Annotated in this window: 11 protein-coding genes and 1 tRNA gene; 5 read left to right on the top strand and 7 right to left on the bottom strand. The window is 44.7% G+C overall.

Annotated elements, in window-relative coordinates; all coding sequences use genetic code 11:
• The first annotated feature begins 17 nt into the window (after nt 1-17).
• On the top strand, nt 18-302 hold the full coding sequence (locus R7F64_RS12280) for a YeaC family protein (RefSeq protein ID WP_005380700.1): 285 nt from the start codon (nt 18-20) through the stop codon (nt 300-302).
• Between the two features lie 95 nt (nt 303-397).
• On the opposite strand, the gene ansA is transcribed toward R7F64_RS12280, so the two are convergent.
• Entirely contained in the window at nt 398-1,411 is a 1,014-nt protein-coding gene (ansA, locus tag R7F64_RS12275; RefSeq protein ID WP_017635822.1) for an asparaginase, read from the bottom strand.
• A gap of 164 nt (nt 1,412-1,575) precedes the next feature.
• Nucleotides 1,576-3,426, bottom strand: a complete 1,851-nt coding sequence (sppA, locus tag R7F64_RS12270; protein WP_005380705.1) for a signal peptide peptidase SppA — start codon at nt 3,424-3,426, stop codon at nt 1,576-1,578.
• A 224-nt stretch (nt 3,427-3,650) separates the two neighbouring features.
• Between sppA and R7F64_RS12265 the strand changes: the two genes are divergently transcribed.
• On the top strand, nt 3,651-5,663 hold the full coding sequence (locus R7F64_RS12265) for an NADPH-dependent 2,4-dienoyl-CoA reductase (protein WP_318071725.1): 2,013 nt from the start codon (nt 3,651-3,653) through the stop codon (nt 5,661-5,663).
• Nucleotides 5,664-5,722: 59 nt separating this feature from the next.
• Here R7F64_RS12265 and R7F64_RS12260 read toward each other — a convergent pair whose 3' ends face one another.
• On the bottom strand, nt 5,723-7,039 hold the full coding sequence (locus R7F64_RS12260; protein ID WP_053306673.1) for an MFS transporter: 1,317 nt from the start codon (nt 7,037-7,039) through the stop codon (nt 5,723-5,725).
• A gap of 173 nt (nt 7,040-7,212) precedes the next feature.
• On the opposite strand from R7F64_RS12260, the gene R7F64_RS12255 reads away from it, so the two are divergent.
• Entirely contained in the window at nt 7,213-7,761 is a 549-nt protein-coding gene (locus tag R7F64_RS12255; RefSeq protein ID WP_005380711.1) for an NAD(P)H nitroreductase, read from the top strand.
• A gap of 103 nt (nt 7,762-7,864) precedes the next feature.
• Nucleotides 7,865-9,832 carry a DNA topoisomerase III gene (locus tag R7F64_RS12250; RefSeq protein ID WP_053306672.1) on the top strand — a complete coding sequence of 656 codons (1,968 nt, stop codon included), beginning with the start codon at nt 7,865-7,867 and terminating at the stop codon, nt 9,830-9,832.
• Nucleotides 9,833-9,876: 44 nt separating this feature from the next.
• On the opposite strand, the gene R7F64_RS12245 is transcribed toward R7F64_RS12250, so the two are convergent.
• Nucleotides 9,877-10,083, bottom strand: coding sequence for a hypothetical protein (locus R7F64_RS12245; RefSeq protein ID WP_005380717.1), 207 nt, complete (start codon nt 10,081-10,083; stop codon nt 9,877-9,879).
• 183 nt (nt 10,084-10,266) lie between these two features.
• Nucleotides 10,267-10,956 (bottom strand): SDR family oxidoreductase, encoded by a 690-nt coding sequence (locus R7F64_RS12240; RefSeq protein WP_054575561.1) that lies wholly within the window; start codon nt 10,954-10,956, stop codon nt 10,267-10,269.
• Between the two features lie 271 nt (nt 10,957-11,227).
• Here R7F64_RS12240 and R7F64_RS12235 point away from each other — a divergent pair, with 271 nt between their 5' ends.
• Entirely contained in the window at nt 11,228-12,151 is a 924-nt protein-coding gene (locus R7F64_RS12235; protein WP_017821145.1) for a histone deacetylase, read from the top strand.
• Nucleotides 12,152-12,344: 193 nt separating this feature from the next.
• Here the strand turns inward: R7F64_RS12235 and R7F64_RS12230 are convergent.
• Nucleotides 12,345-12,435 (bottom strand) — tRNA-Ser (locus R7F64_RS12230).
• Nucleotides 12,436-12,590: 155 nt separating this feature from the next.
• On the bottom strand, nt 12,591-14,399 hold the full coding sequence (locus R7F64_RS12225) for a DUF3413 domain-containing protein (RefSeq protein ID WP_005380721.1): 1,809 nt from the start codon (nt 14,397-14,399) through the stop codon (nt 12,591-12,593).
• Nucleotides 14,400-14,418: the final 19 nt, after the last annotated feature.

Here is a 14,418-nt window from a genome sequence, read left to right as displayed (position 1 = left end):
TAATAAGAAGGTACACTATGGACGCAGAACAACTATTACAAGCGATGACTCCAGAAGTTTATGATCGCTTAGTCTATGCAGTAGAAACGGGAAGATGGCCTGAGGGTACAACACTTTCTAAAGAGCAGCGAGATTCGTGTATGCAAGCTGTGATGTTGTATCAATCAAAACATAATACTGATGCGCAGCATATGACGGTTGCAGCCGGTGGTGAAATCAGTTTTAAATCAAAACAAGAGCTTAAAAAACAATTCAGCGGAGAAGAGAGCGATATTGTTCGTGTCAATCCGAACATTGATTAATCCTTACGCCTTATTTCTCAAAATTTTATTATTTTGATTTTGAAAGAAAAAAGCCCAAATTGTATTGGGCTTTTTAGATCGTAGAAAGCTTGAACTTACAGGCTCATTTCACCACGCAGTACTTGTTGCATTCTCTCTTTTACTTCTTCGTAAGAAAGGTTTTGGCTTAGAAGGTAGTGTAGTTTTGCCAGCGCCGCTTCGGGCGTCATGTCAAAGCCACTGATAACACCAGAGTCTGCGAGAGCACAACCTGTGGCATATCCGCCCATATTCACTTTACCTGCCAAACACTGAGTTAGGTTTACGACAATAACGCCGCGCTCAGAGGCTTCTTTCAGGTGACCAAGCAGCTCAGGGTTCTGAGGAGCATTACCGACACCAAAAGTCAGAAGAATCATCGCATTCACGGGCTGACGAAGCGTGTTGCGGATAACTTCGTGTGAAATACCAGGGTACATGGTGATCACACCGATTGGTTGTGGCGTGATGTTGTGAACCTTAAACTCACCTTCTGGTTGTGCACCAACGGTTACGCTGTTGCTAACTTGAATATTGATCCCAGCTTCCAATAGTGGAGGAAGGTTTGGTGAAGTAAAGGCATTAAAACCGTCTGCATGAGATTTTGTACTGCGGTTACCACGCATCAATTGATTATTGAAGAACAAAGTTACTTCGTTGATCGGGTAGTTTGCCGCAATATGTAGCGCGTTTAATAGGTTTGCTTGGCCGTCAGAACGCAGCTCTGCGAGAGGGATTTGTGAACCCGTTACAATCACTGGCTTACCAAGGTTTTCAAGCATGAAAGACAATGCGGACGCTGTGTACGCCATGGTGTCAGTACCATGTAGGATAACGAAACCATCGTATTTGTCATAGTTGTCACGAATATCATTCGCAATCTGCTGCCAGTCAGCAGGTGTCATATCTGATGAGTCAATCAGAGGGTCGTATTCGTGGATGGTGTAATCCGGCATTTCAGGACGATGGAATTCGGGCATGCTTGCTAATTGCTTTTCCATAAAGCCAGCAACAGGCACATAGCCGTGGTCGGATTTTTGCATTCCGATGGTACCACCGGTGTAAGCGATGTAGATGTGTTTTCTAGTCATCGTTTTTTCTTTCGTGTAGGGGAACAGAGGCGGGGATTATATACCTAAATAACCTTGAGATGCGAGGCTATACGCACAGCATCAGAAAGTCATCTGAGGAGATGCAAAGCCTAATAAAAAGGGCACTTCAAGTAGAAGTGCCCTTTGTAATATTGATGGAAAAACTACTGCACTTGGCAGTTCAAACAAAATGCGTATTGACCTTTAGGATCGTTGAAGCTTTGGAGCAAGCTTGCGTCTTGTTCGAATTGTTGAGCTACGGGTTGAAGACTTTTTGGTAGCAAGCTTGTTGCATCAATACCTAGAGAGACTTTCACCTGTTTCATAAACTCTTGTAGAAATAGTTCAGTAGGTGAAAGAGGCTCTTCTACCCAGTAAATGCCATAATCGGTCACGTTCGCTAGTTTCGCCGCTAGCTCTACAGCATCATCAAAGTCACCCATTTGATCGACAAGACCAAAGGATAGTGCATCTTGGCCAGTCCAAACTCGACCTTGAGCAACTTTGTCAACTTCCTCTAGAGACATATCGCGATTCTCGCCAACTAGAGAAATAAAGCGCTTGTAACCGTGCTCGATACCTAACTGGAACACTTGAGACGCGCCCTCAGAAAGGCCAGTGGTAATACCGTCACCTGAGAACGGCGATGTGCCAACGCCATCAGTATTAATACCTAACTTGCTAAAGCCTTTTTCAAACGTGGTGATGACACTAAATATACCAATGGAGCCCGTCAGGGTTGTTGGCTGAGCAACGATTTTGTCTGCGCTCATTGAAATCCAATAACCACCAGAAGCGGCCAAACTCGACATGGATACAACAACCGGCTTACCTGCTTGCTTCAGAGCTTCTACTTCGTTACGAATCACTTCAGAAGCAAAGGCACTGCCTCCTGGACTATCTACTCGTAACACGACCGCTTTCACTTTTTCATCATTGCGTGCTTGACGCAGCAAGCTTGCGACCGTGTCACCACCAACAGTTCCGCGAGGTTGTTGACCGTCCATAATCGCGCCACTGGCTAGAACAACGGCGATGTCGTGTTGAGGTAGTGTGTAATCAGGACGAATCGTTGCAAGGTAGTCGTAGTAACCAATCGCGTTGTAGCTGTCTTTGCCGTCGCTACCAAACTGTTTTGCAAATAGAGTGCGAATGTCTTGGCGTGTCGCGAGTTCATCCACTAGCCCCAATTTGACTGCGAGCTGAGCAATATCGCCATTTACAGACTTCATCTCGTTAATCAGCTCATCCATGGTTGGATTAAGCACTTTCGCATCAATGTTTCGGTTTGTTGTTACGTCATCAACAAAAGCACTCCATAATTGAGTAACCCAACGTGTTGCTGACTCTTTCGCCGCATCGGACATGTCATCACGAATAAAAGGTTCGATAGCGGATTTATAAGTACCTACGCGAAAAACATGAGTAGAAACGTCAAGCTTTTCAAGTAACGTTTTGTAGTACATTGAGTAAGCGCTGTAACCTTTAATCAATACACCACCATCAGGTGCCAGATAAACTTTATCGGCGTAACTTGCCAAGTAATATTGGCTTTGGTTGTAGAAATCACCTACGGCGTAAACGGGTTTGCCTGATGCTTTAAATTCGTTCAACGCTTTCGCGATGTAACGTAGTTTCGTGAGATTTGTTTCTGGCATGTCTCGCAGTGCTAGCACTAATCCAGACACTTTAGGATCGTCTTTCGCGTAGCGAATAGTATCAACGATATCGAAAAGGACGTTTTCTTTCGGTAGCTCATTACCCAAAAGGGAACCAGCAAAAGAGTCCATTGGGTTTACATAACGTCTTTGTTCGACAATTGGGCCTGAAAGGTTCATCACCAATGCCGATTCTTTTTCGACGACAGGTTGACCGTCTCCGGTATAAGTAAAGGCAAAGTAGAAAACGGCAATCATCAGCAAGAAAATTAGGTTTGCCAGTGCGAGTCTGATGAAAGTGATACTTTTCCATATCCCTTTAAATATCAAACCAATAAATTTGAAGAGTTTTTTCATCTTGTCTCCATAACGAGATAGTTACGCCGAGTCTAACAAAGTATGGGTTCTTATCTCTAAGATCTCAAAAGATAACATTTTTTTAGCTTATCACGACCACTCAACAATTGGCATATTTTCACACGAGATTGATCGGTGTTACAAAAATGTAAACGCTTGTTTGATTTTTTGGTTGAGCAGGCTTAATCTGGTCAGACCATGATAATAACAATGGATGTTAAGTGATGTCTGCCATGTACCCAAACCTATTAAAGCCACTGGACCTCGGTTTCACACAATTACGAAACCGAGTTCTGATGGGATCAATGCACACTGGCTTAGAAGAGCACAAAGAAGGATTACAGAAGCTCGCGGCTTTTTATGAAGAACGCGCGAAAGGCGGTGTCGGACTGATTGTAACCGGAGGTTTTTCTCCTAACTTACGCGGTCGTTTACACCCGTTGAGTGCTGAATTCAGCAAGCCAAAACATGCTAAAGCCCATAAAGTTGTGACAGAAGCGGTGCACAAGCACGGTGGTAAAATTGCGTTGCAAATTCTCCATGCTGGGCGTTATGCAATGCATCCATTCTCGCAAAGTGCATCTGGCATTAAAGCGCCAATTGCAAAGTTTGCTCCGAGTGAAATGAGCGACCGCCAGATAAAGAAAACCATCGACGCGTTTGCTAATAGTGCGGAGTTAGCACAGCTTGCTGGTTATGATGGCGTCGAGTTAATGGGCTCGGAAGGTTACTTGATAAACCAATTCTTATGTAAACGTACTAATATGCGTTACGACGAATGGGGTGGCAGCTATAAAAAACGTATGCGTTTTCCGCTAGAAATTGTTAAAGCGGTACGCAAGACGGTAGGTGACAAGTTCATCATCATCTTCCGTCTTTCTATGCTGGATCTTGTCGAGCAGGGCAGCACTTTTGAAGACGTTATCGAATTGGCGAAAGCACTTGAAGAGGCTGGCGTCACGATTATTAATACGGGTATCGGTTGGCATGAGGCTCGAATTCCGACAATTGCGACTCAAGTACCACGCGGTGCGTTTACATGGGTTACGGAAAAAGTTAAACCTCACGTTTCGGTTCCTATTATCACTTGCAACCGTATAAATACGCCAGATGAAGCAGAACGTATTTTATCTTCAGGTCATGCCGACATGGTTTCGATGGCGCGCCCATTCTTGGCCGATCCTTACTTTGTTGCTAAAGCCGAACAGGAAAAAGCGCAGCTTATTAATACGTGTATTGGTTGTAATCAGGCGTGTCTAGATAACGTGTTTAAAGGTAAGCGCGCCAGTTGCTTAGTGAACCCTCTAGCGTGCTATGAAACCGAAATTGTTGTTGAACCAGCCTTTAAAAAGAAAAACATTGCAGTTGTTGGTGCTGGACCTGCGGGCTTGGCTTGTGCGACCACACTGGCTGAACGTGGCCATAAGGTTGATTTGTTCGAAAAGAACGACCGCATCGGTGGTCAGTTCCGTCTTGCGATGCAGATCCCTGGTAAGGAAGAGTTTCGAGAGACGATACGATATTTCGCTAACCGTATTGATGAAACAGGCGTGAATCTGCACTTATCGACGGAAGCGAACTATGACTTACTCACAGAGTACGATGAGATAGTGATGGCATCGGGTGTTGAGCCACGTAAAGTCAATATTGATGGAATTGATAACCCAGAGAAAGTCGTCGACTATCAAACTCTCATTCGAGACAAAACGCCAGTCGGTGAGAAAGTGGCTATCGTTGGTGCTGGTGGCATTGGCGTAGATGTCGCGACCATGCTCACAGAGCCAGTTGGACAAACGTTGGATGACTGGTTGCATGAATGGGGAATCGACAAGGAGATGTCTCAGCCGGGTGGTTTATACCCTTACCCTGATGCGGTTAGCGATAAAGAAGTCTGGGTACTTCAGCGTCGTAAAGGTCGTGTAGGTAAAGGTCCGGGTAAAACGACAGGTTGGATCCATAAACGTACCCTTGAAAAACGGGGCGTACATTTAGTCGGTGGTGTGTCTTACGATAAAATTGATGATCAAGGTTTGCACATTCATGTAGATGGAAAAGAACAATTATTGAACGCGGACAAAGTCGTCATTTGTGCGGGGCAAGAGTCTGTTCGTCCATTTGAAGATAAATGGTCTGAACTCGGAGAGAAGATTCATATCATTGGCGGAGCTGACCATGCGGGTGAACTTGATGCTGTGCGTGCGATTCGTCAAGGTGTTAAATTGGCGGCAAAACTCTAGCCTTTTAATGTGTGTTTACCATAAAAGCTGCGCTTTGAGCGCAGCTTTTTTGTATAGAACTAGTCACTGATATCTGGCAGTTGTTTGGCCATTACCACGCCAGCAAAAGTAATAAAAGAGAACACTAACACCACAGCTGAAAGGCTCAAGAAGTTCGACATAACACCAAGAGAGCTCATTAGAAGCAGCATTATCCCAACCACTGTGTTACTCACGGCTACATAGCTCGTCCGTTTGTCACCTTCTGCGATATCAACTAAATAGGTTTTTCGTCCGACTCGTATTCCGTCGTGGGCAATACAAACACAAAAGTAAAGCAGAGGAATCACGAATAGGAAGCTTTGGCTAGCGGTGACCCATGTATCGTAAATAAATAACACAACACCAAGTAGCGCGCTCATCATTGCGCCTATGACCATCACACTGCGGCTGGAGCGATCGGACATTCTTCCCCAGAAAGGACCTGACACAAAGGAGGCTAAGCCACTCGCAAACATAAAGAGAGCTAGCACCCAGAGCTGTCCACCCAGAGATTGCTGTGCCAGCACAACGTAGTACGGTGCACTCAGCGCAGAACATAAAAATAGTGTCCGCGTGATAACGAATCGACGAAAGGTCACGTCTGTCTTAAGTAACGCGAGTTGTTTAAATGCTTCGAGGACGCCATTTCGACCACCGTCTACCTCACCGGCATACTCATTAATTCGCGCATAGACGAATGCCGCGATGAGCCATATGACGCCCGCTAAGCCTAAACTCAGACCGTAAAAGCGCTCTGTCGGCTCTACGTCCCATAACCAGGCTAGTGCCAGAAGGCTCGCGAAAAGCAGCGTAACCAGGCCAGCAGCGCTTGAAGACCAGCCGTTGACTTGACCTCGTTGGTTTTTAGGGATGGTTTTGCCCAATACATCTTTTGATGCGACGGAATTTAAACCGCGTGAGAGGCTGAAGATCACAAGGCATGCAATCACACCATAACCCGCAGCTGCTCCTGTTAGAGTTAATGCGACCAATCCGATTGCAAATATGGAAAGAGCCTGCAAGATACTGCCAATTACCCAGACCCATTTTCTTACTGGAATGCGTCGGATGTAGTGCGCGATGCTAAGTTGTGGGATAAGGGATCCTGACTCACGAATAGGAACCAGCCAACCAATTAAGTAAACCGGAGCCCCGAGACTTTGTAGTATCCACGGCAACGTGACTTTAGGATTGATTAACGCATCGCCGACTTTCGTTAAAAACTGAGCGAGAATGATTTTAAGAAAGTTGCCGGGAACTTGATGACAAGCTGATTCAGGAATCGCCTTACAGGCACGGGCATCTTCGTCATTAACGATCTTTTCGTAAATGCTGTTTTGTTTGTCCTTGTTCATCAACCTGCCTATGTTCAACTTATTCATTTCGCGAATAAATTAACATTAAACCCAGATTGATGTTAAGTGAAGCACGTTATCAAGCCCACAGAAAACCGGTTGTTATTCGCAGGAGCAGATTGTGCTAAAGTGGCGTAAACAAAATAACAACGATATTCAATAAGGATTCTTTCATGGACGCTCTCGATCTTTTGCTCAATCGCCGATCTATCGCGAAGTTATCCGCGCCTGCACCAGAAGGTAAAGCTCTTGAGAACATCATTCGTGCTGGCCTTCGTGCGCCTGACCATGCGGGATTAACCCCTTGGCGTTTCGTTATCGCACAGGGCGATGGTTTGAAAAAACTGTCAGATATCTTGGTAAAAGCGGCAGAAGCTGAAAATAGTGATGAAGCGGTGGTCGAAAAGGTAAAGAATGCCCCATTTCGCGCACCAATGGTGATCACGGTGATTGCTAAAGTAACAGAACATGAGAAAGTACCAGCACTAGAGCAACACTTATCTGCGGGATGCGCTGTACAAGCGATGCAAATGGCAGCCGTAGCGCAAGGCTTTCAAGGGTTTTGGCGCTCAGGTAAGTGGATGTTCCATCCAGAAGTTCATCAAGCATTTGGTTTAGAAGGTGACGATGAGATTGTTGGTTTCTTGTACTTAGGCACGCCTGGTTGTACACCGATGAAAGTTCCTGAGCGTGACCTTTCTCAGTTTGTTGAATTTCTATAACTGAAAACTTAAATAAACTGACTGTTTATTTATACAGTTTTTCTTGATTTATTAGGGCTACATTCGTTAATGTGGCCCTAATTATATTTATTTCCAAAACGTTATGTCTCGTCTGTTTATTGCTGAAAAACCAAGCTTAGGCCGTGCGATTGCCGCTGCACTGCCAAACCCTCAAAAGAAAGATCAAGGATTCATCCGCTGTGGGAACGGGGATATCGTTACTTGGTGTATCGGCCATTTGCTCGAACAAGTCGAACCTGACGCTTACGATGAGCGTTATAAAAAGTGGAATATGGCAGATTTACCAATTGTTCCGCAGCAATGGCAGCTCAGACCGAGGAAAAGCGCAAGTAAGCAATTAACAGTGATTCGTAAATTGCTCAAAGAAGCTAACGAAGTCATTCATGCAGGAGACCCAGATCGAGAGGGTCAGCTGTTAGTTGATGAAGTTCTGGACTATTGCAAGTTATCTAAAACCAAGAAGGAATCCACACAGCGTTTGCTGATTTCCGACTTGAACTTACCTGCGGTTAAACGCGCACTCAGTTCTATGCGCAGTAATCGCGAGTTTATCCCACTTTCAGTTTCTGCATTGGCCCGCTCTCGGGCTGATTGGCTGTATGGTATGAACATGTCTCGTGCTTATACCTTGCTTGGTCAAAAAGCAGGGTATCAAGGTGTTCTCTCGGTAGGGCGAGTGCAAACGCCAGTTCTTGGCTTAGTGGTGCGTCGTGATGAAGAAATCGAAAACTTTGTCCCGAAGGACTATTTTACCCTACATGCTCTGATCCCATATCAAGATGCCAATGGTACTTTTGATATTCGTGCTCGTTGGAAGCCAAGTGAGGCATGCAAGCCTTGGCAGGACGAAGAAGGTCGAGTGTTAAACCGTAAGTTGGTGGAAAATGTTGCAAACCGCATCGCAAATCAACCTGCAAAAGTGACGGAGTCGGAACAAAAGCAAACCAAGCAATCAGCACCATTACCTTATTCGTTATCTGCCTTACAGATCGATGCCGCGAAGCGCTATGGTATGAGTGCGCAACAAGTACTAGATACTTGTCAGGCATTGTATGAAAAGCACAAGCTGATCACTTACCCGCGTTCAGATTGTCGCTATTTACCGATGGAACACTACTCACAAGCAGGGACGGTGACAACTGCTATTGCGAATAACGCAAAAGAGTTGCAAGTTGCCGTTCAGGGAGCAGACTTAACATTAAAGTCCAAAGCCTGGAACGATAAAAAAGTGGATGCGCACCATGCGATTATCCCTACACCGAAGCAAGCTAATGTGAATGCGCTTTCCGGCAATGAGATGAAAGTGTATCAATTGATTGCACGCCAGTACCTCATGCAGTTCTATCCGGCGGCGGTTTACGCAGAAGCGAAATTGGTTTTCGATATCGCTGGTGGTACGTTTGTCGCGAAAGGTCGTCAGTTAGTTTCGCCGGGTTGGAAAGCGCTAATGGGCAAAACTGACAAGGAAGATGAAGGTATTGATGCCGTGCCACCGCTACCCGAAGGCACCGTGTTAACTTGTCGTGAAGGGGAAATAAAAGACCGAAAAACCGAGCCACCAAAGCATTTTAACGAGGCATCGTTGTTGCAAGCGATGACCGGGATCGCCCGTTACGTTGCGGATAAAGAACTGAAAAAAATCCTTCGTGACACTGATGGGCTAGGCACGGAAGCGACTCGCGCTGGTATTTTGGACACGCTGTTCAAACGCCAACTGCTTACGCGTCAAGGTAAGTCAATTCTCAGTTCTCCTGCTGGAAGAGGTCTCATTCATGCCTTGCCAGAAGATTCAACATACCCTGATATGACGGCTCATTGGGAGCACCAGTTACAAGGTATGGCAGAGAGAAATCAAGCATATCAGCCGTTCATGCAAGCACTGGAACAACGCATTGATAGCTTGATGGCACAAGTAAAAGCAGGGCCTATCCCTGATTCATTACGTCATCTACCCAAGGTGGAACGTCCTGCGTTTAAACGTAAAAAGCGCAGTTATTCAAAGAATGGTGGCGCGACTAAATCTCGTGCAACCAAAGGTAAGCAGGCATAGGACAAGCGCGGCGTAATTAAACTCCGCGCATGCTTGAAAATAGATTACTCGAACAGATCACCGTGGTTTTGGATCGCGCCTCTTACTTCACCTTGAGTTAACACGCGTTTGTCCAGTACCTCTTTCACCTGGTTGCCCAAGTCAACTAATGTATCTCGATTCGCTTGAGTTTGGCGTTTACCAGCACTTCTCAAGCAGTAATTTAGTTCGTGCTCTTCGCTAAAATTAACCAAATCCCTATCTGCTGCCATCGTGCTTTCTCCTTATTTGTTCTACTTTTTCCTAAGTCTGGATTGGATGTAGATAAATTCAAGTTAGATTGCGCGAATTATGCTGGTGGATCACTTATGAACATTATGTTTGCCAACCAAGTCACGATTATGAAGCCTGGCTTTGATGGTATTTGGTTTAGTGATGGTTGTGTCTTAATGCTGCTACCAAGGTAACTCAGTACCATCGTAGTTAATAAATCGACCTGAAAGCTGCGGTGTGCTCAGTTCTATCACGTTCGCTAGGCCTAGCGCGGAGGTTTGCGTATCTATCAAAGCATTTGGCCCGCCCATCGCCGTTTTTACCCAACCAGGGTGAAGCGCTAAAACGGTAAATCCTTCAGGTGTTAAATCATTACTTAAGCTTTTCACAACCGAGTTAAGCGCCGCTTTCGATGAGCGATAAATATAGCCGCCGCCGGACGTATTTTCGGTCATACTGCCGACTTTTGATGAGATACAAGCAATCTTTTTCATCTTGCCTTGTTGTAAGCGAGGGTAACAGTACTCAACCAGTTTTAATGGAGCAATGGTGTTTACTTCGAAGACTTTACGCCATGCTTCTACGTCAGTATTTCCAAAGCCATATCCCTTGGGCCCGTAATATCCTGCATTATTGATGAGTAAGTCGATGGCAGGGAGTTTATCGGCAAGCTTAGCGACTTGTTCGTAGTGCGTGACATCCAGTTCGTGCAAAACTAGATTGCTGAATTGTGAGGCTAGAGTTTGTAGTTCTGAACTGTTCTCTAAGGAACGGCTAGTAGCATGTACTTGGTGGCCTTGCTTCAGGTACAGCTCAGTTAAGCTAAGGCCAATGCCGCGATTTGCTCCGGTAATAAAGACGGTTTGACTCATACAAACACCTATGTTTTTTTGATTTCAGTTGAAAGTCATTGTGTTAGCTAAGCACAATAAAATCAACCAACCACCACGCACCAACAACAAGAGATGAAAATAGGGACAGAGCACAAAGAGAGCCAAACAGTGCGCCGAGAATAGCAAAGAAAGTAGAATTCATATGTATATTAAATTTAATTGATATTGAAAATCATTATCAATTAAATTGCGTTTTATTCAACCCTTGAAGTTGATACTATTTCGTTACCATTGTTATTAAGAATTTCTCATGCTGCCACTTATCTACCACCCGATTTATTCTCAACTTGAGTTGCCAGAGGGGCATCGTTACCCAATTATGAAATACCAGTACCTCTATGAATCGGTATTGGTGCATATGGAGAAAGATAACTGGAAAGAGCACACGCAGTTTTTCCAGCCCGAAGCATTAACTGTTGGGGAAGTAAAACGTGTTCATGACGAGGAATACGTCGAGTTACTTGTTAGTGGAAACATGCCAGCTGCGAAGATGCGCCGAATAGGTTTTCCTTGGAGTGAGTCTCTCATTACCAGAACGCTAACTTCAGCTGCGGGCACGGCTCTGACCGCAAAAAAGGCACTTGAGTACGGAGTGGCCATTCATTTGAGTGGTGGGTATCATCACGCACACAAAGAGTTTGGTAGTGGTTTTTGTTTATTTAATGACTTAGTGATCGCGGCTAGGCAAGCACTCGAAGTTGAGCATGTCGATAAAGTATTGATCATTGACAGTGATGTTCATCATGGGGATGGAACAGCAACTTTATGTGACGATGAGCCATATATCATCACGCTTTCTTTCCACTGTGATAAAAACTTCCCAGCGAGGAAGCCTCAGTCTGACCTCGATGTACCTTTGGTGCGAGGGACAGGTGATGAGGATTTTTTAATGGCGTTTAAAGAAGTGGTCGATATGGCACTTAATCTTCATCGCCCTGATTTAGTTATCTACGATGCTGGTGTCGATATACATCAAGACGATGAGCTTGGATATTTTGATGTGTCGACTCAAGGGATTTTAGAACGTGATAGATTTTTAATGCAAACAGTGAAATCTCGAGGTATCCCTGTCGCAGCTGTCGTTGGAGGTGGATATCGAACGAATCATGCTGACCTCGTCCCAATCCATTTGCAGCTTATCAATGCCGCTAAAGAAGTCTTTATTGATGAGTAGATACAACTAGATGTAAATATCAAATTGATTCAACACTGGAACGAACGAAAAGGGCATTAATTTTTTGTGGGTTCTTTCGGAGTGTGGCGGAGTGCTTAGTTGCGTTCAAGAAGTGATAAGTGATTTGTACAAATCTTTTAAGTCTGGAGATGCGAAAAAGCCCGCTAATTTCTTAGCGGGCTTTTTCTAAAAGTGGCGGAGAGATAGGGATTTGAACCCTAGATACGCTATTAACGTATGCCGGTTTTCAAGACCGGTGCTTTCAACCACTCAGCCATCTCTCCGTTGTTGAGGCGCATAATATAAGGCTTTGAAAATGTTGTAAACCCCTAGTTGAACTGATTGGATGTTTACTGCGCAAATTTGTGGTTTGTGTTGTTTAAATAAACAAAAACTCCCCCAAAAAGGGGAGTTTGAATAGTATATGGATTGCTAGGTATTAATCGTTTTTAGAATAAAAACGCTGTAACTCAGTTAAACCTTGCATCAAAACTGGCAACTTCGGTGCATCATCTCGAAGTCGTTTGTAGTTTTTGTCATACAGCTTGTAGTTGCCAAACTTATCGATCACTGTGGTTTGTGAGCTAGTAATTAAGGCAAGCTCGCGAGTATCGCCCGCCAAGATCCAGCGACGACGACTTTCATCGAATAGGTTGCGACCACTACTGTAATCATATGGGTTGGAAGATACGCCGAGCATATCTTGCAACAACGTGACCGAAAGGTCCAAGTGACTTGTGCTGTGATTAAATTCGCCAGCCAGCATTCCAGGCCAATGGATCACCATCGGAACTTGTAATTGATAACGGCTGTAGTTGCTGTTTGCTCCCCAGCTGTTCGTATTGGTTTCGTTAAATTCACTACCGTGATTAGAAGTGATGATTACGATGGTGTTTGTCAGTTGTCCCGTCGTTTCTAGTTCATCAATAATACCGGCGATAGTTCTATCCGCCGACTTCACTGCATATTCATAAGCTTTTTTGAATCGCTCACTTGCGGGCATTTCTTCGTCATTATTTGAAGGAATCGATTCAAAATTATCAACGGTGGTGACTTCGATGTAACTAAACCATGGCTGACTTGCTTTCTCTGCTAACCATGTATTCCAGTTTGCGATAGATTGTTTATCGGTATGAGCTTGCGTGCCATCTAGGTCTTCCGCTAAGTTCAAGTCGCGGAAAATAATTTCTGAGTAGAGATCATCTTCAAACCCACTGCCACTGAATAAACCAAAGTTGTAGCCCTGATCTTTCAGTACATCGAGCAATACTGGGGAAGCACCTTGCGCCTTGATGCTTGATGCATAACTGGTCGGTAAGCCATAGAACAAACCAAAGGCCCCGTATGTATCATTACTTGAGCTGTAATGATTACGGAAGTTCTGATTGTTTTCAGCAAACTCATAGAGGTTAGGCATCTCTTCTTGGTTCAGCGCATCCGCTCGTAAATTGTTTATGCTGATCATCAACACATTGAGCTTATTAACTCGGCGGTTAAACTCAAGCTTTTCAAGAGGGTAGTTGACTAACTCTACGTTGCCTTCGTTTTCTGCTAAACGTTTTAGGTATTCCTCACGGTCAAGTAGACCATGTTTTTCCATAAAACTCTTCGCTGTCATCGGGTAAGACAACGGGAAGTTTGAACGCTGGCTAGTAATTGGGTTGTAAAAATACGCATCTGCCCAAATGTAAACCAAATGGCTGGTCATAAAGCTGAGGAAAAAGACGGCCGCGAGAGGGCGTCCTACGTGCTTATGAGATAGTTTGCGCTGTTTTCGCCATACCCATTCGGATAGTGCGAGTTGAATAAGGAAGATCAGCGGCATCACAACAAATAAATGTTGTAGGTCAGTGCTGAGTGCACTTTTGTCTTCGCTGAATAGTAACTCCCAGACAACGGGAGTTAAGTGCAAATTGATCGACTGATACGCTTGGGTATCAATTAATAATATGGTTTGCCCAACGGTTGCGAAAATCACTGCCACCAAACGGAACAATTTCCGCGATGGCAGGATAAACGTCAACGGGAATAGAACAAGCAAGTAAAGTGCGAAAACTAGAAAGCCAAAGTGACCAACCCAAGAAACCGCCAGATAAAACTGACCAAGTAACGTCTCGGGCCAAGGAGACTGAACAATGTAGCGTGTGCCTATCAACATCGACGCAACGATATTGAAGAATGCAAACCAGTGACCCCAACCAACTAGTCGAGATACACGTTCGCCGTATGAGTTTCCGCTGTCTACCATGTATGTGTTCTATTGTCCG

Source organism: Vibrio sp. Vb1980, from assembly GCF_033338615.1.
GTDB classification, from domain to species: domain Bacteria; phylum Pseudomonadota; class Gammaproteobacteria; order Enterobacterales; family Vibrionaceae; genus Vibrio; species Vibrio alginolyticus.
The sequence above is the reverse complement of the archived record's forward strand: the minus strand, read 5'-3'. Positions and strand labels throughout refer to the sequence as shown.